This is a genomic window from Paenibacillus diazotrophicus (genome assembly GCF_042610465.1).
Genome location: NZ_JBGJZN010000003.1, coordinates 381,362 through 401,651 on the forward strand (window position 1 = coordinate 381,362; position 20,290 = coordinate 401,651).

16 protein-coding genes are annotated in these 20,290 nt (G+C 50.9%); 10 read left to right on the top strand and 6 right to left on the bottom strand.

All coding sequences use genetic code 11. The annotated features are described in order from the left end of the window. Positions 1-34: 34 nt before the first annotated feature. Complete coding sequence (locus ACAN54_RS15885) at positions 35-1,921, bottom strand: LTA synthase family protein (RefSeq protein ID WP_379156901.1); 1,887 nt, start codon at positions 1,919-1,921, stop codon at positions 35-37. Positions 1,922-2,179: 258 nt separating this feature from the next. Between ACAN54_RS15885 and ACAN54_RS15890 the strand changes: the two genes are divergently transcribed. Together ACAN54_RS15890 and ACAN54_RS15895 are read left to right on the top strand one after the other, a co-directional pair. Next, on the top strand, positions 2,180-4,483 hold the full coding sequence (locus tag ACAN54_RS15890; RefSeq protein WP_379156904.1) for a helicase C-terminal domain-containing protein: 2,304 nt from the start codon (positions 2,180-2,182) through the stop codon (positions 4,481-4,483). A gap of 52 nt (positions 4,484-4,535) precedes the next feature. Continuing rightward, positions 4,536-5,504, top strand: a complete 969-nt coding sequence (locus tag ACAN54_RS15895) for a Gfo/Idh/MocA family protein (RefSeq protein WP_379156907.1) — start codon at positions 4,536-4,538, stop codon at positions 5,502-5,504. Positions 5,505-5,570: 66 nt separating this feature from the next. On the opposite strand, the gene ACAN54_RS15900 is transcribed toward ACAN54_RS15895, so the two are convergent. Together ACAN54_RS15900 and ACAN54_RS15905 are read right to left on the bottom strand one after the other, a co-directional pair. Continuing rightward, positions 5,571-6,251 (bottom strand): CidB/LrgB family autolysis modulator, encoded by a 681-nt coding sequence (locus tag ACAN54_RS15900; protein WP_379157526.1) that lies wholly within the window; start codon positions 6,249-6,251, stop codon positions 5,571-5,573. Beyond that, on the bottom strand, positions 6,251-6,622 hold the full coding sequence (locus ACAN54_RS15905) for a CidA/LrgA family protein (RefSeq protein ID WP_379156910.1): 372 nt from the start codon (positions 6,620-6,622) through the stop codon (positions 6,251-6,253). The genes ACAN54_RS15900 and ACAN54_RS15905 overlap by 1 nt, the downstream gene beginning before the upstream one ends. A 154-nt stretch (positions 6,623-6,776) precedes the next feature. Between ACAN54_RS15905 and cidR the strand changes: the two genes are divergently transcribed. The 7 genes from cidR (at position 6,777) to ACAN54_RS15940 (ending at position 16,627) form a co-directional block, all read left to right on the top strand. Continuing rightward, positions 6,777-7,700, top strand: coding sequence for a cidABC operon transcriptional activator CidR (gene cidR, locus ACAN54_RS15910; protein ID WP_379156913.1), 924 nt, complete (start codon positions 6,777-6,779; stop codon positions 7,698-7,700). A gap of 109 nt (positions 7,701-7,809) precedes the next feature. Further along, positions 7,810-8,094: a Spo0E family sporulation regulatory protein-aspartic acid phosphatase gene (locus ACAN54_RS15915; RefSeq protein WP_379156916.1), complete on the top strand. Its 285-nt coding sequence runs from the start codon at positions 7,810-7,812 to the stop codon at positions 8,092-8,094. Positions 8,095-8,229: 135 nt separating this feature from the next. Continuing rightward, positions 8,230-9,630, top strand: coding sequence for a DNA-binding protein (locus tag ACAN54_RS15920; RefSeq protein ID WP_379156919.1), 1,401 nt, complete (start codon positions 8,230-8,232; stop codon positions 9,628-9,630). 362 nt (positions 9,631-9,992) lie between these two features. Further along, positions 9,993-10,430, top strand: coding sequence for a MarR family winged helix-turn-helix transcriptional regulator (locus ACAN54_RS15925; protein ID WP_379156921.1), 438 nt, complete (start codon positions 9,993-9,995; stop codon positions 10,428-10,430). Continuing rightward, positions 10,423-12,183, top strand: a complete 1,761-nt coding sequence (locus ACAN54_RS15930; RefSeq protein WP_379156924.1) for an ABC transporter ATP-binding protein — start codon at positions 10,423-10,425, stop codon at positions 12,181-12,183. Before ACAN54_RS15925 ends, ACAN54_RS15930 begins: the two co-directional genes overlap by 8 nt. Then, a complete protein-coding gene (locus ACAN54_RS15935; RefSeq protein ID WP_379156927.1) occupies positions 12,180-14,099 on the top strand; it encodes an ABC transporter ATP-binding protein in 1,920 nt (639 codons plus the stop codon). Before ACAN54_RS15930 ends, ACAN54_RS15935 begins: the two co-directional genes overlap by 4 nt. 302 nt (positions 14,100-14,401) lie before the next feature. Next, a complete protein-coding gene (locus ACAN54_RS15940; protein WP_379156930.1) occupies positions 14,402-16,627 on the top strand; it encodes an MMPL family transporter in 2,226 nt (741 codons plus the stop codon). A 238-nt stretch (positions 16,628-16,865) separates the two neighbouring features. Here ACAN54_RS15940 and ACAN54_RS15945 read toward each other — a convergent pair whose 3' ends face one another. The 3 genes from ACAN54_RS15945 to ACAN54_RS15955 form a co-directional block, all read right to left on the bottom strand. Then, positions 16,866-17,177 (bottom strand): antibiotic biosynthesis monooxygenase, encoded by a 312-nt coding sequence (locus tag ACAN54_RS15945; RefSeq protein ID WP_379156933.1) that lies wholly within the window; start codon positions 17,175-17,177, stop codon positions 16,866-16,868. A 33-nt stretch (positions 17,178-17,210) separates the two neighbouring features. After that, complete coding sequence (locus tag ACAN54_RS15950) at positions 17,211-17,930, bottom strand: 3-ketoacyl-ACP reductase (protein ID WP_379156936.1); 720 nt, start codon at positions 17,928-17,930, stop codon at positions 17,211-17,213. Between the two features lie 115 nt (positions 17,931-18,045). Then, complete coding sequence (locus ACAN54_RS15955) at positions 18,046-19,602, bottom strand: FAD-dependent oxidoreductase (RefSeq protein WP_379156939.1); 1,557 nt, start codon at positions 19,600-19,602, stop codon at positions 18,046-18,048. A 204-nt stretch (positions 19,603-19,806) separates the two neighbouring features. On the opposite strand from ACAN54_RS15955, the gene ACAN54_RS15960 reads away from it, so the two are divergent. After that, the gene (locus ACAN54_RS15960; protein ID WP_379156942.1) at positions 19,807-20,208 is read left to right on the top strand and encodes a Fur family transcriptional regulator; all 402 of its coding nucleotides are present in this window, start codon (positions 19,807-19,809) and stop codon (positions 20,206-20,208) included. Positions 20,209-20,290: the final 82 nt, after the last annotated feature.

A 20,290-nucleotide genomic window follows, 5' to 3' on the forward strand; every position in this document is an offset into this window, starting at 1 on the left:
CGGATTTCCGGGGCACGGCTTTTACAGCATTATATTATTCTGCAGACTTTACTTTGTCCGGGAGCTGCATGACATAGCTGTCCGAGAGCTGGCGCAGGCGCAGCGCACGGTTGTACTCATCTTCTGTTCCGGCAGGCGATTTGTTTCCTGAAGCCAGAGTGAACTGTGTATTATCCTCAAAGCTGTTGCCGGGGATCAGCAGACCGGAGCTGGCGATAAAGGATCCGGTAGGCAGATAATAACGCTGCGGCAGCAGGTTGTAAGACTGGCTTGTCATGTCCTGGCCGAAGTGAATATTATCGTCCATGGATACGCCCAGCAGACTGGCAGCGGTTGGCATGATATCCACTTCACCGCCAACATGATCTAGTGTTTGCGGCTGAATCGTCCCCTCATCATGGACAATAAGAGGGATATTGAGCATATCCGCATATTCATAATCATGACCGTAAATTTCTGTCATTAACTCCTTGTCATCATGATCCAGTGAGTAGATCGGCAATCCCATGTGATCTCCATAGACCATGATCAGGCTGTTATCCCATACACCATTTGCCTTAAGCTCATCCACAAACTGTCCAAAAGCATAGTCTGCATAATTCTGGGCCCGGACATAATCTCCGACGAACGTGCCTTCATAGCGTTCCGGCAGCTTCATCTTGTACTTTTCCTCAGGAATCGTGAACGGATGATGGGCGGACATCGAAATGACCTGTGCGTAGAAAGGCTGGGTGTCTGCATCCATTTCCTTCAGCTTATCTGAGGTCTTGCGGTAGAGTGTCTCGTCAGAAGGCCCGAAGAAGAAGGTGTCCTCATCCCCGAAGAACTTATGGTCGTAATAGTGTTCCCACCCGAGTGCACTGTATAGCTCACCGCGGTTCCAGAACTCCACATCGTTGGTATGGAAGGTTGCGTTCTGATAGCCGCTATTCTGCAGCAGGCGTGGAAGGCTGGGCAGCTCTTTGTCAACATAAGCCATAGTCGCCGCACCCTGCGGCGGAATATAGAAGGAAGAGTTCACTACAAATTCGGCATCCGAGGTATTCCCTTGTCCGACCATTTGATAGAAGTTAGGGAAATACAGGCTATTCTCCATCAGACGGTTCAGGTTCGGTGTAATCTCTTGTCCGTCTACCTTAAGCCCAAGCAGAAAGCTCTGGAACGATTCCAGTTGAATAATAATGAGATTCTTGCCTTTGGCTATGCCTTGAAACGGTGAAGCTGCAGCAGTGTCGATTCCCTTCAGCTTGTTGATCGCATCCTGGGTGATTTCACTGGCATTCACGAGCTCAGGTCTGTCTTTGGCAAAAATCGTATACGCCTCATAATTCAGAATGCCCATCTCCTGCGCCTTCTTGATCTCATTCATGCTGGCCTTGTTGGGCAGGATATTGAACAGGCAGAGGGCCAGTGAGACTGCAAACAGAATACTGTGCGTTAGTTTTCCGTTACGGTGATTAATGTTATCCTTCTTGTAGGTCCGGCCCTTCTTGTTAATAAAGAAATAGAAGCCCAGAACGATGATGTCGGCAAAGATCAGCAGATAATACGGATCCATGAGCGAGAATACGCTGTTGCGTACAGCGGTAACCTGATTAACCTGCTCCGCCGCATGGTAAGTAACGATAACACCGTAATATTTGAAGTACATAATGGCGGCAAAAAAGATAGCGGTGACAAGAAGATTGACCGTCATATAATAGCCAAGCTTCCGTTTGGAAGCGAAACGTTCAATCAGGGCAAAAAGAGCCCATACAAACGGAATTTCTGTTAAGAGTGTTTTCCAGGGGACCAAATCTCCAAAGATTACGCCCCAGGCGAGAAAACTCTTCAGGATAAAAAGGATGGAAAAAAATACGAATGGTTTGATCAGCCATCGTTTCATATTTTGGGATGACACAGCTTCGCCTTCTTTCTGCATAATAAACACTCATTCCCGGCTAGGAGGAAGCAGCGTAAGACAAATGAATTCCATTATCAATAGACCTAATTATGCAGCGCAGGCCGACGATTGTCAAAAATAAGAAATGCCGTATAACCGCATGGTAAAGTGTAATTTGAAACGCTCCCTTGTGAAGCCGGGAATATTAACTATTAATGACGGTATACCGGGGGAAAAGGACGGAAATGGCCTCTTTTGCAAAAAAAAGGCCCCGTTAGGAGTGAAGGAGGAAGGTACATGGAAGGTCCAGAGGTATTTCTGTCGGTAAGAACGCTGGTGGAATATGCTTTCAGTAGCGGCAGCCTGGAACCGGGTTTCAGGAGCGGTGCTGCGATGGCTGAGGGTACGCGTATTCACCAGCAAATTCAGAAGCAATATAAAGAAGGAGACCGCAAAGAGGTCTACCTCAAGACGGAGATTCCTTATGAGGACCTTCTATTCATTATTGATGGACGCTGTGACGGTCTGTTGGCCGGAGAAGATGGGAGCCTGATTGTAGAGGAGATCAAATCCATAGCCGGACCTCTGGATTCCACCCATGAGGGGAGGGAAGTCCATTGGGCGCAGGCGCTAATGTATGCCTATATGATTGTACTTGAGCAGGAACTTCCTTCTATTGAAGTGAAGCTCACCTATGTTCTTAGGGGCAGTGATGAACAGATCAGCCTGTACAGAAAGGCCACCCGTGAAGAACTTGAAGCTTTTGCTGCTGACACGATAGCCCGGTATGCACCCTATGCGAAACTGAGGATACGCCATGGGGCACGGAGAGATGAGAGTATCCGGAGCTTGTCCTTTCCCTTCCCGGACTATCGTCAGGGTCAGCGGAATTTCGCTGCCGCAGTATATAAGACGGCTGTTGAGGGTGTAAATCTGTTCGCCCAGGCACCCACAGGCATCGGAAAAACAATGTCAACCCTCTTCCCGGCGGTAAAAGCAATGGGCGAGGGGATCGTCTCGTCGCTCTTCTATTTGACTGCCAAGACGGTGACCCGGTTTGCAGCGCAGGAAGCAGTCCTGCTGTTGGTATCCAGCGGTCTTCATCTGCATGCAATTACGCTGACGGCCAAGGAGAAAGCTTGCTTCCAGGAGGAATGCGGGCAGGAGGGCTGCCCTTTTGCCGAGGGGTATTATGACCGGGTGAATGCAGCGCTGCTGGATATGCTGGAGCATGAAACCCTGATGACACAGGAGATTATCGCCGGATATGCTCGTAGACATAAGGTGTGTCCGTTTGAGTTCTCACTGGATGCGGCTTATGCCTGTGATATGGTCATTTGCGATTACAACTATATCTATGATCCCCGGATCAGCCTGAAGCGGCTGCCGGAGGATCGGAAGAAGAAGACGCTGCTGCTGGTGGATGAGGCTCATAATCTCGTCGACCGGGGCAGGGAAATGTTCTCTGCTTCGCTAACCAAGGCGCCGTTTCTGAGCCTGCAGCGGCAGTATAAGACGGTAAACCGCAAGCTTGGGGCCGCATCCAAGGCGGTGAATGGTTTCTTCATTGCGCTGCGCAAAAGCTTCAATGAAGAGGGAGGCGGACAATGGGCAGAATATCCTGAGGAACTGCCCGTGCTGCTGGAGGCTTTTGCCGCTGAAGCGGAACTGGAGCTACTGAGTCCATCCTCTCTGCTCCTCACCGAGCAGGATGAAGAGGAAGGTGGTCTGCTCGACACTTATTATGCAGTTCAGGGCATGCTGCGCACCTTCAAGACCTATGATGAACGATATATCACTTACGCCGAGGTAAGGCGCGGTGATGTATTCCTGAAGCTGTTCAATCTGGACCCCTCACATCTGCTGCAGCAGATGGCAAAAGGCTTTCGTAGTCAGGTTCTCTTCTCTGCAACACTCTCGCCTATGTCCTATTACCGGGACATGATTGGTTCGGCGGAGGGGGATTACAGCTTGAGAGTGGCTTCCCCGTTTCATCAAGAACAGTGGGAAGTGTCAGTGCTTCCGGTATCCACCCGCTATCATGACCGACCCCGTTCCCTGGTGCCGCTAAGTGATGCGTTACGGGGAATGGTGGCAAGAAAGGGGAACTACCTTGTGTTTTTTCCTTCCTATGCTTACTTGCAGAACGTCTTCGAGGTATTCACGGACAAGTACCCTGAGATCACGACCCTGGTGCAGGGCAGCGGGATGAGTGAGCAGGCGAGGGAGGGGTTCCTCTCTTCTTTCCGTCCGGACAACCCGGATACACTGCTTGGCTTCGCGGTGCTTGGCGGGATATTCTCGGAGGGGGTCGATTTGCCGGGAGACCGCCTGAACGGTGTGATGATTGTCGGTGTCGGGTTGCCGCAGGTGGGGCTGGAGCGTAATTTACTGCGCGGTTACTTCCAGTCCCAAGGCAAGAACGGGTTTGACTATGCGTATGTCTATCCAGGCATGTGCAAGGTGCAGCAGGCAGGCGGACGGCTGATCCGAAGTGAGAGTGACAGCGGGATTATCGTGCTGGCGGATGACCGTTTTCTGCAGCAGCCTTATGCGGACCTGCTGCCTGAGGAGTGGAGGGATTATACTATCCAGGTCTAAACGGGTATAATCTATGAAAAGGCATTCATCCAAAATTTCAGGAGGTAAACTGATGACACTTCATATAGGAATTGTAGGAACAGGCTGGTTCTCCAAGGTGCATGCGGACTTGCTGGCGGGAATGGAGGACGTAAAGCTCCAGGCGATCTGCGGCAGTACTAAGCAAAAAGGCGAAGAGATGGCTCAAGCCTACAGTGCTGAAGGATATGGGGAAATTACAGAAATGCTGGACGCACACAAGCTGGACGCGGTTTATATCTGTGTGCCTCCGCAGTCTCATGGAACGATAGAGCGGGCCCTGATCCGCAGGGATATCCCTTTTTTCGTGGAGAAGCCTCTGGGCTCAAGTACAGAGATTCCGGCAAGCCTGCTGCAGGATATTAAGGAGCATGGACTCTTGACTTCGGTTGGATACCATTTCCGTTATCAGGAGAATATTGCACGTCTGAAGCAATCCCTCAGCGGTGACAAGGTGGGGATGATTGTCGGGCAATGGATGGGCGGCATGCCCGGAGTAGCCTGGTGGCGCAATCAGGAGCAATCCGGCGGGCAATTTACCGAGCAGACCACCCACATCGTCGATCTGCTTCGCTACCTGGGCGGAGAGGTGACGGAGGTCTATGGCATGTTCGGTAACCGCATCATGCATGAGCAGCATGAGGGCGTGACAGTAGCGGATGTCGGCACGGTATCGCTTAAGCTGGACAATGGGATTGTTGCAAATATCTCGAATACCTGTGTGTTGCCGGGTGAAGTAGGCCGGATAGGACTTAGCTTCTATAATGACAATGGAATGCTTGATTGGAATCCGGATCGTCTGCTTGAAGTCCGCAGCGGCGACAGCAAGGAGTATGCCAATTCAGGTAACCCTTATGCCTTGGAGAGCGAAGCCTTTCTGCATGCCGTCCGGACCGGCGACCGGTCGCGTATTCTCAGCGATTACGAAGACGGGTACAAGACGCTGAAGGTGACATGTGCAGCGTATGAATCAGCGCAGAGCGGACGGCCGGTGAAGCTGTAAATGTACAAAAAAGAGACCTGACCACTCTGTAGAGTGGTCAGGTCTTGTGGCCCAAGCCGGGGCGGCCTAGTGGAGGAAAACCGCGAGGAGAGCAGGCGCAAGTCCTATAGAGAACAGCGCCGTCAGAATCATCGCGATACTGGAGATGGTGCCGGTCAGCGAACTCAGCTCGAAAGCCTTGGAGGTGCCCGTACCGTGCGCGGCGGTTCCCAGCGATACACCGCGCGCTATTTCGTTGTCAATGCGGAAGAGGCGAAGGACAGAAGGCCCCATCAGTGTACCCAGTACACCGGTCAGAATCACGAAGACTGCCGTAATACTGGGAACGCCGCCGATGCTTTGCGAGATACTCATGGCGATCGGTGTAGTCACCGAACGAGGTACCAGACTGGTGGCCAGATCGCCGCTTAGATGCAGCCATTTGGCCAGCAGCATCGAGGAGAGCACGGCCATAACCGTTCCTGACAGCACGCCTGCCGCAATCTCGGCGGCGTGCTTTTTGAGTACCTTGAAATTTTTATGAAGAGGGATTGCAAAGGCGACGGTTGCCGGCTGCAGCAGATCCGTAAGCCATTTGCCTCCCGCATTGTAGGATTCATAGGGAATTCCCGTCATCAGCAGGAAGCTGATAATCAGCAGTGGCGTAATGATGAGCGGGGAAGCATACATTTTGCTGCTGGAAGCGTAGATCCGCTTTGCCAGCAGGTACACAGCGACAGTCAGTGCAAGCAGGAACAGTCCAGTCATCATGAGCCTCTACGCTCCTTTACTTTAAATATTGCACCCGTCAGCAACCCTGAGCTGGCCATTACGGCAAAGGTGCCGACTAGCACAACTGCCAGTACTTGAAGGCCGTCTGCTTCGAGCAGTTTCGAATAATTCATTACTCCTATTGCCGAAGGGATAAAGAACAGCAGCAATTCGGCAAGCAGCCAGGAAGCGCCAACTTCTACCCAGTTCAGACGGATCATACCGGATTCCAGCAGCGCGAACAAAAGGATCATGCCGATGATGCTTCCGGGAATGGGAATATGGAGATATGGGGTGAGGGAATTGACCATCATTGAAAATAAGGTGAGTCCGGCTATCTGCAGCAAGCCTATACCGAGCTTTTTCATAAGGCTTCGCTCCTTTCAAAACGACATCCGCCTCTTGCAGAGGACAGCGAATGTTTTTCTTGTTACTGAAAGTTTACATCCTTTTCTTTCATAGGTAAAATGAATAGAATGAATACGTGACATTCCTTTTGTCTATACATGGAGGCGATAAAATATGGATATCCGGCAACTGCAGTATTTCGTCCAGGTGGCCAGGTTGAACAGCTTCTCCAAAGCGGCAGAATCGCTGTACATCTCCCAGCCTACCATTAGCAAAATGATCCGGGGGATGGAGCTCGAGCTAGGAGCGGATCTCTTTTACCGTGAAGGAAAAAGCATTCGTCTGACAGATGCTGGAGAGATCCTGCTGGCTAAAGCCCAGAATATTGTGGAATCGTTCGAGAACCTGTCATCGGAGCTGGATAGTCTGCGCAATCTGAAGAAGGGACATATCCGGATCGGTCTGCCGCCCATGGTGGGTGCAAGCTTCTTCCCGGCAGTTATCGGGGAATTTCACCGCCGCTACCCGGATGTCACCATCCGCCTGCATGAGGATGGTGCCAAAAAGGTAGAGGATGATGTGGAGACCGGGCTGCTGGATATCGGTGCGATTGTTCTGCCGGTGAATACAGCGATATTCCACTGTTTCACCTTCGTGGAGGAGAAGCTGGAGCTCTTAGTGGCTGCAGGCCACCGCCTGGCTGGGGCTGCCTCCGTGCAGCTCCGGGAACTGGCTGATGAGGAATTTGTGCTGTTCCGGGAGGATTTCGCGCTGCATGACCGGATTATTACGGAGTGCGTAAAGGTGGGCTTTCAGCCAAAGGTTGTCTACGAGAGCTCACAATGGGATTTGATCAGCCGGATGGTGGAAGCGGGAATGGGCATTGCTCTGCTGCCGGAGACCATTTGCCGGGACATGGACCGCACAAGGATTTCAGTGGTTCCTCTGACGGAGCCTGTGATTCCCTGGCAACTGGGCATGATCTGGCGGCGAGACCGTTATTTGTCCTTTGCGGCACGCGAATGGATTCATTTTGCCATGGGTGTCCTGGGAGAGCGCTATCTTCCGCCCGGGGAGTCCGGACGTTCTGAACTTTGAACATTTCATTTGTGTGATGATCGACATATTTTTCTTTTTTTTCAAAATATGTTTTTTGGCATCATGAATTATGATAAGGGAGAAGTTGATAGAGAGAAGGTGAGTAACTGTGAACCTTTACCAGAATTCTCCAGCTGAGTATGGAAAAGAGTATAGAGAAGATGAGTTGTTTATTACTATAGAGAGTCTTAGGTGTGAATTGCTCGAGGTTGCACAGGAGCGTAGTCTCAGTGACCGCACAGTCCTGGAGCTCAGCCAACGGCTGGACGGGTATATTGTACTGGCCCAGAACAAAATGATGGAGAGTCTACGCAGCCGCAAGAACGCTGGGTCCACCTTCGGAAACAACACCAACAGCCCGAGAATACGTAACAAAGCAGCGTTGCAGCAATAGCTTGTCTCCGGTAAAAAGCTGACTAAAGTGAATGGCCCCATTTTGTTGGGGTCATTTTGTTGTGCTTTCTATAAGCTTCACCTATAATGTCAATTAATAGAAGCTTCATCTTGAAATTGACGGAGGAGGTGCCGGGTGGAGGCGAAATTGAAGACCATACGCTCCGAAATAGAGAAGCATCTGTCCCGCTCGGGCCATAATCTTGCTTCGTTTGCCAAGGTTTCCGGTCTGAACCGCGGAAGTCTCAGTGCGATTCTGCACGGTAATCCGCCCAAACCGATGTCACTGGGGCAACTGGACGCGGTCACCAGAGCTTTCGGATTTCCTGAAGGCTGGCTGTATCCGCTCTATGTGGATGAATGCTTTATTGAGGAACGGATTTCTCGAAGAAGAGTTGAACCCTTTTTGATCCGCTGTGCAGAAATCGGCAAAATGCATTGTGTTGAAGATGTCCTGAACCGGATTATGGAGTACCCGAGGCCGCTGGATATCCTGTACTCCGTGGCTGAGAAGCTGTATGTTAACGAGAAGATTCAGGAATCACTGGTTTTTTACCGGATTATCGTAGATAACGAGCTGGATAGCTATTCCGAACGTATGGCTATTTGCCAATATCGTATATTCAAGTCGCTAGAATCGGTAGTGGATAAAGAGGAACAACTGCGTGCGGTCATTACCTTCGAGCCTTATCGGGGGCGGCTTCCGGAGAATATGCAGCTCGATGGACTGCTGAAGCTGGCTAACGTCTGTTTCACACTCCATAAGTGGAAGGACGTAGAGAAGTACGCCGACGAATTGCGGGCGCTGGCCAACGGGATTTATAGGGAACAACTTCGGAAGAAGTTAAAGCGGCGTGAGGAAGAATTGAATTTAGAACGTCCCTTGGTCTTATACTACGGTCATGGTTATCTGGCAAAGGCGACCGCACTTACCAAACAGGGTAAATACGAGGAAGCGAAAAAGTACACCGCCGGATACGCCGACCTGAGCTGGTTTGAAGTTTTGGATGATGAGGGACGGGAAGTTGTTAAAGACTTCAGCCTTTTCGCAGTAGCCAACAGCTTTACGCTGGAGATGCTGATTGGAAATAAAGCCGCTCTTCCGGCATATACAGCCTTCTTGGCTAATCACCCGGGTGAGATTTTGCCTGGACTTGTAGTTATTGTTGAGGCTGCTAACCGTTATGGTTTCTCTGTCGATAAAGTGCTTGCGCAGTTTTCCCGTGAAATGGTGCGTTTTGAGCAATTTATGGACCCTATTAATATTGACCGCTTATATCGCCTGCGTTACCAGATTTCAATGTACCTTCTGGATCGTGGGCTGTATACTCAAGGAGTAGAGACTATTCTTCAGTCTCTTCATTTGGCCATTCGGCTGAATGGTGCAGGCAACGTGATTGATTGTGTTACTTTATTTGAGACGTACAGGAACTATGCTACGGAACAGCAACAGAAAAAGTATGGTGAAACCATAAGGGAGCTGAGAAAAAATGAAGAAAACACTGTTAACAGCATTCAGCGTTCTGGCATTATTTAGCTTTATATTGATCGGACCAGGAGTTTCTAATGAAACATCGGGATCAACCGGTGGATCATTTACAACAATGGAGCACGGAATGGGTTATTAAGACCCATTACAAGCTAGACAAACAGGTATACAAAAAGCCGCCATTCTGGCGGTTTTTTTGTATGTCTGTGGTGTTCATAGCAGCGTTCTTTATTCCGTAATAATTGATAACGCATTCATGAATTGACAAAGTGCTGAACCGAAAATATAATTAGGTAACCTAATTAGTATTGTGTTTAATAATTTTGTTACCTAATTAAATGTGAGGTGGAAGCATTGGGATAAATTCTGAAAATCCAGTCGCGCACAAGCTTTTTGCCGCACTCCGGCAGTTGCGTAAGACACATTGGCAGCACACGGTAGAGGGCCATAAGCCAAGTGAGATGACTTTATTAATATGTATAGCCAAAAGATCGCATGAAGATGCCGAAGGATTGAAGGTTTCCGAAATCAGCCGGTTCTTGGGACTCACTCCTCCAACTGTCACACAGCTGATTAACAGTCTTGAGGCCAAGCAAATGGTGGAACGAATGCCGGATGCAACCGATAGGAGAGTCGTACGGATCAAGCTGACCGAGCAGGGTAAAAGGATTACCTGCAGGGCAAAAGATCATATGAACGAGACGCTCAACCACCTGGTGGAGTACCTCGGCGAAGATGAGAGTAACCAATTGGCGGAGCTGCTGATGAAGGTGCGCCAATTCGTCCAGGACAATCCGCCGCCCAATTTGGACCGGTTACAAATGAACGGAGATGAGAAACTTGATTAAATTAATGAAACAATTGAAGCCCTTTAAGCTGGCTATCGCAGCCGTGCTGATTCTTGTATTCCTGCAATCGATGGGTGATCTGTATCTCCCTACCCTGATGAGCGATATTGTAGACAAAGGGATTGTACACGGGGACCGCAGCTATATTTGGAGAATCGGCGGTTTCATGCTCCTCGTTGCCGCTGGCGGAGCTATATGCTCGATCATAGCCAGTTATCTGTCAGCTAGAGTCGCCGCCGGATTCGGCAAGAATACCCGTTCACGGATGTTCAATCATGTGGAGAATTTCACTCTGCATGAATTTGACAAGCTGGGAACAGCATCGCTGATTACACGTACTACCAATGATATTACACAAGTACAAACCGTACTTACAATGATGCTCCGCATGATGATCGGTGCACCGATGATGATGATCGGCGGGATCATCATGGCCGTATCGGAGGATGCCAAGCTGTCCCTGATTTTTGTGGTCGTCATTCCGCTGCTGGTGGGTGCGATTCTCTTCATAGGGATGAAGGGTCTGCCGCTGTTCAAACAGATTCAGGTCAAGCTGGACAAATTGAACCGTGTGCTGCGCGAGCATCTGACCGGTATCCGCGTTATCCGTTCCTTCAACCGGATCAATCATGAGAACGAACGCTTCACGGAAGCCAACAAGGATCTCACGGATACGGCTATCAAAGTGAATAAAATCATGGCAGGTCTGATGCCGCTGATGATGATTGTCATGAACTTCTCGATGATTGCCATTCTGTATTACGGCGGCATCCGGATCGGCGACGGAGATTTGCAGGTCGGGTCGCTTATGGCCTTTATTCAATATGCGATGCAGATCATGTTCTCCCTGATCATGGTATCCATGATGTTCGTGCTGATTCCCCGCGCATCTGCTTCCGCGCTACGTATCAACGAGGTGCTGGATATGCAGCCTGAAATTACAGATCCAACCGCCGGCCAGCTTCAAACCACGGCTACAGCGACTCGCCAGGACGGCCGTGATGGCATGCATGGTTTTGTAGAGTTCGATAACGTGTCGTTCTCCTATCCGGGCGCTGAACAGCCAGCACTCTCAGGTATCAGCTTCAGTGCGAAGCCCGGTGAGATTACGGCGATTATCGGCGGTACAGGTTCAGGAAAATCCACCCTGCTCAGCCTCATCCCGCGTTTCTACGATGTTGACACAGGTGCAGTACGGGTGGATGGAGTGGATGTACGCGAGATGACACAAGAGGAACTGCGGAGCAAGATTGGCTATATCCCGCAAAAGGCAGTACTGTTCACGGGTTCTATTAATGAGAATATCCGCTACGGCAAAGAAGACGCTACGGACGAAGAAATCATCCATGCGTCCAAGGTGGCCCAGGCTTTCGATTTCATCTCTGCCATGAAAGACGGCTTCCAATCGGAAATATCCCAAGGTGGCGGCAACGTCTCCGGCGGCCAGAAGCAGCGTCTTTCGATTGCGCGTGCTCTGGTAAGAAAACCTGAGATTTATCTGTTCGATGACAGCTTCTCTGCGCTTGACTTCAAGACCGATGCCAAGCTGCGGGCCGCGCTCAAAGGCGAGACTACAGAGTCGACTGTTGTGATTGTAGCCCAGCGGGTCAGCACGGTCATGGATGCCGACCGGATCATTGTGCTTGATGATGGCCAGATTGCCGGTATGGGCACACACCGGGAGCTGATGGACAATAGTGAAGTGTACCGCGAGATTGTATCCTCGCAGCTGTCAGAGGAGGAAATAGCATGAGTGAAGAGAACACACAGAGTAAGGCAGCTTCGGCTCCGCGCCGGCAAGGCGGTTTTGGTGGCGGGCGCGGTCATGGTGGCCCGGGTGGCCCAGGCATGGGGCTTCCCCCTGAAAAGGCCAAGGATTTTAAAGGGACGCTGCGCCGTCTGATCCGCTATCTCCGGCCGCGGCAGATGCAGCTCATTATCGTATTTGTTATGGCTATTGCAAGTACGGTATTCAGTATTTTCAGTCCTAAGATAATGGGTAAAGCAACGACCAAACTGTTCGAAGGCGCTTATGGCAAGATGATGGGCGTGCCGGGTGCTGAGATTGATTTTGGCTATATTAATGATATTCTGATTATTCTGGCCGGCCTGTACCTGTTCAGCGCATTGTTCAGCTATGTACAGCAGTATGTGATGTCCGGTGTGGCGCAAAAGGTTGTTTTTGATATGCGTGAGCAGATCAACAGCAAGCTCGAACGTTTGCCGCTGAAATATTTTGATTCCAGGACCCACGGGGAAATTCTGAGCCGCGCGACTAATGACGTGGACAATATCAGCACTACCCTGCAGCAGAGCTTGACGCAGCTTATTACGGCTATCGTGACGATTATCGGGGTCATTATCATGATGCTGACTATCAGTCCTTGGCTTACCCTGATCACCATAATCACCTTACCGCTGAGTTTTGTAGTTATCATGGGCATCAGCAAACGTTCACAGACCTACTTCATCGGCCAGCAGAAATCTTTAGGCCAGCTGAACGGGCATGTGGAGGAAATGTACACCGGTCACCGCATCGTCAAGGCTTTTGGCCGCGAGAAGCACTCGCTGGGGGAATTTAATAAAATCAATGACTCGCTCTATGACTCCGGCTGGCGGGCACAGTTCATCTCCGGTATTATCATGCCGCTGATGATGTTCATCGGGAATTTGGGTTATGTGCTGGTCTGTGTAGTCGGCGGTATTTTTGTCACCAAGAAAGTCATCGATGTCGGAGATATTCAGGCTTTTATCCAATATTCGCGCCAGTTCACCATGCCGGTTACCCAAACGGCTAACATTGCTAACATTATCCAATCTACCATTGCTTCCGCAGAACGTGTATTTGAGCTTTTGGATGAAGAAGAGGAAATTCCAGAAGTCACTACCTCCCTGGCGAAACGTCCTGTGGATGCAGAAGAGGGTTCGGTTGAATTCCGTCACGTGAAATTTGGCTACAAAGAAGATGCAATTCTTATTGAGGATATGAATATTGAGGTCAGTCCCGGACAGACCATTGCTATTGTAGGACCTACCGGTGCCGGCAAAACCACGCTAATTAACCTGCTCATGCGGTTCTATGAAATCAGCGGCGGAGAGATCATCATTGACGGTGTCAATATTACCAATATGAAGCGCAGTGAGCTGCGCAGCAAATTCGGTATGGTGCTTCAGGATACATGGCTGTTCAACGGGACCATCAGCGAGAATATCGCATATGGACGCGAAGGGGCTACGGAGGCCGATGTGGTGCGGGCTGCCAAGGCCGCGCATGCAGATCACTTTATCCGCACGCTGCCGCTGGGTTATAACACCATCCTGAACGAAGAAGCGTCTAATATCTCTCAGGGGCAGAAGCAGCTGCTGACCATTGCCCGGGCAATTTTGGCCGATCCTTCCATCCTGATTCTTGATGAAGCGACAAGCAGCGTCGATACACGGACCGAAGTGCAAATTCAGAAAGCAATGAATACGCTGATGAAAGGCAGAACGAGCTTTGTTATCGCCCACCGTCTGTCCACCATCCGTGACGCCGATCTGATCCTTGTGATGAATCACGGCAGTGTTATTGAAAAAGGTACTCATGTGGAGCTGCTGGAAGCAGGCGGGTTCTACGCCGATCTGTATAACAGCCAGTTTTCCGATGAAGGTCTGCCGGATGTAGGCTAAGCAGCACTCTAATATACGCAGGTAATATCTTATGTTGCGGCGGTTGCCGCGTGAAAAGCTCCTCTGTTCCGGCAGGCTAAGCCTTGCTGTGAATGGGGAGTTTTTTGCTATGCACACAAATGGCACAATACAGGTGATTCAGCACAGGGCAATCGGTAAAGTATAAAGAATATAGGCTGTATATATATGGATGGTATGATCTTTTGAAAAAAAAAGGTTTGATTAAAATTTTGAGGGTATATATGATAAGGATATAAAAATGACCCGCGGTTCATTTTGAAATCGATGGGTACGAAGAGAGGATGAAAGGAATGTCAGGCTACGGAAAATGGGTGGCAGGCAGCAAGACTAAATGGATCACTCTTATTGTCTGGATTGCGGTCATAGGAGCGCTCACCATGTTATGGCCTTCTGTGAACTCACAGGAGCTGAACAATGTATCGAACCTGCCTGAGAACTCGCAATCGGTGCGTGCGTCTGTGGTAGCAGAACGGGAGTTCCCGACTGGCAGCGGCGTTCCTGCTTTACTTGTATGGCATAGGGAAGGCGGAATGTCCGAGGAGGATCTGGTACATATCACTGCTGTCTACAGCAAGCTTGAGCAGCAGCCGTTGGAACATCAGAACTATGTTCCGCCACTGGGGCAGCTGCCGCCGCAGGCGCTGAAGGCTTCGTTATCCGAGGATGGCAGCACACTGGTCACACCTGTCCTGTTTGATAAGACGGCTGACAGTGATCAGCTCGGTGAAGCTTTAACGGAATTGAAAAAGATTATATCCACAGAAACAGGCGGCGATCCTGTCAAGGCGACGACAGACAGTAAGGATCTCAGCCTTCGGGTAACCGGGCCGGTAGGGATTTCTGTTGATGCTACAGGACTGTTTCAGAACGCCGACGTCTCCTTGTTGATCGCAACAGTTGTGCTAGTGCTAGTCTTCCTGCTACTGATTTACCGTTCGCCGATTCTGGCTTTGATCCCGTTAATAGCGGTGGGCTTTGCTTATGGAGTTACCAGTCCAGTGCTCGGTAAAATGGCCCAGGAGGGCTGGATCACCGTAGATTCCCAGGCGATCTCCATAATGACTGTACTGCTGTTCGGTGCGGGTACAGACTATTGCCTGTTCCTGATTTCCCGGTTCCGTCAGATGCTGAAGGTTGAAGAACATAAGGGTCATGCGCTGCTACGTGCGATCACCCATTCTTCCGGTGCCATTGCCATGAGCGGATTTACCGTGGTGCTTGCGCTGTTTGCACTGCTGCTGGCCAAATACGGTGCGTACCACCGGTTTGCGGTTCCGTTCAGCGTCTCCATTCTGATTATGGGGATTGCGAGCCTGACGCTGGTGCCTGCTCTTCTGGCTATTTTTGGCCGGGCCTCCTTCTTCCCGTTCATTCCGCGTACTCCGCAGATGGAAGCCGCCCGGGCCAAAGCCAAAGGCAAACCGGCGCCGCAGCCCAATCCAACACGCAAAAGAGGGATCGGTGACCTCGTCATTTCCCGTCCATGGGCGATTGTTGGCATAACAGTGGTCCTTCTGGGCGTACTCGCCTCTTTTTCCAGCGGGATCAAGTTTACTTATGATATTCTCTCGTCCTTTCCGAAGGACATGGAATCGCGCCAAGGCTTTGACCTGATCGGCAAGCAGTTCTCCCCTGGTGAGCTGGCTCCGGCCAAGCTGATGATTGATACACAGGGTAAGGTGAACGGAGAGGATATCAAAGTTGTCCTTAGCGGCATTTCGTATATCGATAAGGTGTCCGATCCGCAGCAAGGGGCAGTCAACAAGAATATTCTCGGCTATGATATTGAATTCAAGAGCAATCCGTATTCCCTGGAAACCATGAATCATATCCCTGCGCTGCAGGCATCCACACAGCAGGCCCTGACTGAATCCGGTCTGGACAATGCCGGGGATAGTGTATGGATCAGCGGGCAGACAGCTACGCAATACGATACTAAGGAAATTGGCGAGCGGGATACCGATCTGATTATTCCTGTTGTCATCGGGATGATCACCATCCTGCTGTTAATCTATCTGCGGTCTTTGGTAGCGACGGTTTATCTGGTGGCCACTGTAATCCTGTCTTTCTTCTCTGCGCTTGGGCTGGGCTGGATTATTATTCATTATGTTATGGGGGCAGACGCCATCCAGGGTTCGATCCCGCTATATTCCTTCGTGTTCCTGGTTGCGCTGGGCGAGGACTATAACATTTTCATGATCTCGAACATCTGGAAAAAGCGTAAGGTAATGCCGCTGAAGCAAGCCATCGCCGAAGGCGTTAATGAGACCGGATCGGTTATCACCTCCGCCGGGCTCATTCTGGCCGGAACCTTTGCCGTACTTGCCAGCCTGCCAATTCAAGTACTGGTGCAGTTCGGCATCATCACCGCCATTGGGGTACTGCTGGATACCTTTGTAGTCCGTCCGTTCCTGGTGCCAGCGATTACTGTACTCTTGGGCCGCTGGTCCTTCTGGCCGGGCAAACATAAGGAGCTGGATCGGGCTCTGTCTGTGAGTGAAGATTGATAAGGAGCAGTATCACAATGGGAATGGTATTGGAGAGCCTTAGGTAAGGAGTCTCCCGTAGTTTCCCATACTATTGGATGCAAAATAGGGATGCCTAGTTGGGCCATTATAGGTCAACTGGGCATCCCTTTTTAATTAGTGGAAAGCCAACAACGGCAGAAATGCCGTTGTTGGGCGTGCCGCCGGATGCTACTGCGCCTTGAGCAGCATGCCCGCGCTCCTAGCATCGTCCGTAGGCCTACTCACCCGGCGTACGGCTGAACAGCAACTCGTATTTGTCGAGCGAGGCTGCGATAATATTCTCGTTCTTGCCGGCGCCGCGGTGGGACTCACGGAAGGCCGGGCTGGAGGTCCAGCCCTTGAGGGCGTCCTCATCCTCCCAAGTAGTACATATTTTCAGTTCTTCCACGCCGTCCTTGGGAGCGCCTTGCCATACCTCCAGACGGATGAAACCAGGCATGTCCTGTACGCCATTGGTTTGGCCAAAACGGCTGGCCAGGCCATCTCCGTGGCCTTCTTTTACCTGAATGGTATTCGTTACTACGATCATGTCCAGTCCTCCTTCATAGGCTGTGTCTCTCGTTTATTGAGGATTAGTAGTCCATAATCCTGCAGTTTTCAGGAAGACGCGGTCGGGCAGCTTCAAGGCGGCCAGCGTAAGCTCGGCCACATCCTCAGGCTGCATCATCCGGTCCTCGTCGCCGATCTTCAGGCCGGCATTCTCCGCCAGGCCGGTATTAACGGTGCTTGGAGTGAGTGCAACCACACGGATGTTGTGCTTACGCACTTCCTGTGCCAGCGATTCAGTCATGCCCATGAGTGCGAACTTGGAGGCACAGTAGGCTGAGCCGGTAGCAAAACCGCGTTCTCCGGCTGTGGAGGAGATGTTAATGATATTGCCGCTGCTGCGCTCAATCATGGCAGGCAGAGCTGCCCGGGTTACATAGTAACTGCCGAAAAGGTTGATCTGCATATGACGTTCCCAATCTGCAGGGTCCATCTCCAATAAAGTTCCGAACTTGGCGATTCCGGCATTGTTGATTAGCGCATCGAACGCGCCAAGGTCATTCTGCAGGGCAACTACAGCCCGTTCCGCTTCCTCACGGACAGCGATGTCTGCCACTGCAATGCTTACCTTTACATCATACACTTCGGTCAGTGCTGACTTCAGCGCCTCCAGATCAGCCGCAGTTCTGGAGATCAGACCCAGATTTGCACCTTCTTTGGCCAGTGCCATAGCCAGAGCTTTGCCGATCCCTTTGCCGGCGCCTGTAATGACAATACTTTTTCCTCTCAAATCCATAACCTAACGTCACGCTCCTTTGCGATACTTATTAATGAGACAGCTATTCAGCTCCCATTATACCCGAGCGCGAAAGGAGAATCACGCCGCAGGCAGGAGGGGGAGAGGCTGCAGCTTATTCTTCAGCTTCCAGCCTGTTGAGCGGAAGGGTAGCCGGACCTTCCAGCACCTCTCCTTCATAAGAGAAGCGGGAACCGTGGCAAGGGCAGTCCCAGGAGCGTTCCCCCTCGTTCCACTCGGTTTCACAGCCCATATGGGTGCAGGTCCTGTCCACCAGATGCAGATGCCCTTCAGGATCACGGTAGGCCCCGACGCGCTTCCCGTCATGAAAGACGACTGCGCCTTGATCCGCCTTCAGATCCTGTGTCTTCTTGTGCACAATTTCTACCTTGCCGGCGACTAGTTCCTTAGCGACATTGGCGTTCTGGACAATGAAATTCTTGATCGAAGGCCGGGCTTTGAAGCGCGAAGGGGTATATAGTTCTGTATATCGATTGCTGCGCTTCTGAATACCGTCCGCAATCAGGTGTGCTGCCAGCGTCCCGGTGGTCATACCCCATTTACGGAAGCCGGTGGCGATATAGATTTCCTCATCCTCGGCGGTTTTGCCGATATAAGGTACACGGTCCAGAGTGACAAGGTCCTGGGTCGACCAACGGAAGGGAATACCCCGAATGCCCAATAGTTCCCCGGCGAATTTCTCCAGATTCTCATAGTGGCCGAATGTGCAGATGCCCTGTCCGGTTTTGTGACTGTCACCGCCGACAATGACGAGTTTTTTGCCATTCCATTCCACTGCACGCAGCGAGCGGGCCGGGGTTCCTGCGCTTAAATACATTCCCCCCTCATAATCGGTTTCCGGATCAACAGCCAGACAGTAGGAACGTTCCGCATGCAGACGTGAGAAATATAGGGCTCCGCCGTCATAAAAAGGAAAGTGGGAAGCGGACACGGCATGTCTGCAGTGGATTGCATGCTTCCCGCCTTCCGTATGCAGTGTAAGCATGCCGCCGTTTTTGTCCACTTGCTCACCAATCATTGTATGCTCATAGATGATCCCGCCTTTATCCACAATAACGTCCAGCAGTCCCTTAAGGTAGTGGAGCGGATGAAAGCGAGCTTGTCCCGGTAGCTTGAGGGCACCATCGACCATCAGGGGAAGCGAAATATGCTCCTGCCACTCGCCTGGAATTCCAATCTTGCGATAAGCCTCGTACTCGGCCTCCAGTTGCTTCAGCGTTTTCTCATCGTCTTTATCTGCATAGAGGTAAGCTGCTTCCGGTGTAAGGCCGCAAGACAATTGCTGTTCTTCCGCCGTCTGTCTCATCCATTCCAAGGCCTCGCTGTTGGACTGGAAATAGAGCCGGGCCGCTTCTTCCCCAAAGTCCTTGACCAGATCGTGATAGATCAGTCCGTGCTGTGCAGTGATTTTGGCTGTGGTAAAACCCGTAGTGCCAGCAAAGAGTTCACCTGCTTCCAGCAGCGTCACCTTATACCCTGCTTGGGTCAGCAGATAGGCCGTTGTAATCCCGGTAATTCCGCCGCCGACAATGGCGACATCTGTATCATGATTTTCAGCCAGTCGTGGAAAGGAAGGGATCTCACTGCTGGCTCTCCAGAACGATTGCGGGAATTGCGGAAGACTCTGTGAGAACTGGGGTGTACTGTTCATCTTATTCTCCTCCATATTCATTTCCTACATCACTATAAGACTCATCTCATTTATTACCACACTCCCGCCAAAAGAAACCCGGAAAGAGAAGCTGGAGGACTAATGGTACTTCGTGGGGGATTTCTGCCTGCTGCCCTTTTCGGATTGACTATGGTACCTGCTGGATTTATACTTGATCTAAAAATAAACTAGAGGATGATAAAGATGAAAACCCTGAATCTGACCTCCCAGCGTCAAGCCGTGTATGATATTGTCCGGAGTTCACATGATCACCCTACCGCTGCAGAAGTAATGAATCGGCTGGTGGAGCAGGGCCACAATCTCGCCTATGGAACCGTATATAACTCTTTGCGCTATCTGTCGGACAAACAGATGATCCGCGAACTGAAGCTGGGCGAAGCCGCCAGCCGATATGATGCCCGGCTCGATGATCACCAGCATATCCTCTGCGAGGTATGCGGAGCCGTGGATGAGGTTATGACCCAGGTTCCGCAGGAGTGGATTGGCGAGGTAAGTGAGGAGACGGGATATTCGATTACCCATGCACATATGGTGTTTGGAGGCGTATGCCCATCCTGCAGTAGCAAAAAGGTCAAACGGCCTTGAACTGAGGATTTGAATTAAGAAACAGTCCCGGAAAATGAAATGCATATATAAGAAAAGACCGTTTTCATGAAACGGTCTTTTT